This window comes from Lysinibacillus boronitolerans JCM 21713 = 10a = NBRC 103108 (genome assembly GCF_000772935.1).
Taxonomy (GTDB): domain Bacteria; phylum Bacillota; class Bacilli; order Bacillales_A; family Planococcaceae; genus Lysinibacillus; species Lysinibacillus boronitolerans.
Genome location: NZ_JPVR01000024.1, coordinates 1 through 814 on the forward strand (window position 1 = coordinate 1; position 814 = coordinate 814).

Annotated in this window: 1 protein-coding gene; it reads left to right on the top strand. The window is 36.5% G+C overall.

Translation table 11 applies throughout. The features are described from left to right. Positions 1–152 precede the first annotated feature (152 nt). Complete coding sequence (locus CD31_RS00145) at positions 153–413, top strand: hypothetical protein (RefSeq protein ID WP_036074770.1); 261 nt, start codon at positions 153–155, stop codon at positions 411–413. Positions 414–814: the final 401 nt, after the last annotated feature.

Below are 814 nucleotides of genomic sequence, written 5' to 3' on the forward strand. Positions count from 1 at the left end.
GCCGTATGCGATGAAAGTCGCCTGTACGGTGAAGGCTCGTTATAAAACCGTGTTATAAAAGGGTATAAAACGAGAATAGCGACATAACACCTCTTGCAGCTTCTTTTAATCTTACAGAATATGAGGCTAATAACGGTGGAAACTTTGCATATATGTATGCTCCTTTTTACCTCGAGGATGATGATAGTAACCTAATTGAAACTTCTGTCTATAATGGAAGCTTTTCTATTGGTGAAATCTCCAACTTAACGGGGGCTTTAGTAGGGAAAAACGTAACGTTTACTGGCTCATACAAAGCTATATCTATCGGTACAGGATATAGTGTTGGTCAATCTGGTACATTTGATTTAGAATTAACAGGTTCAAATGGTCAAAAAATAATCGTTACTTTTACAATTACAATTGGGAAGTAATCGATTTTACCTCACCTATAATTAGGTGGGGTATATTCTTGAACGAATTAAACGTAACATAGTTAAGGTTAATTTTAATGCCTTCCACGGTAATCGTGGAGGGCAATTTTTATAAAACAAGACCTAAGTAATGCTGTGCCGAGCAATGTTATTTTTTATGTAGAGTTGAGGGCAGTGGAGCTTTTAGTAATAACAGGGACAGGTATAGCTGAAAAAGTGGCCAATAGTTTAAATCCGTGGATTTACTTATCAATCATATTAATAAGCGCGGTATTGATTGCTGGACGCTACATTTTCAATCGCATCGTGATGAATCAAAAGAGCGGGAAAAAGCATTAATGACGCATTTACAACGTTCTAATGAATCACAAGAAAGGACAGCAAATGCATTAGAAGGAATT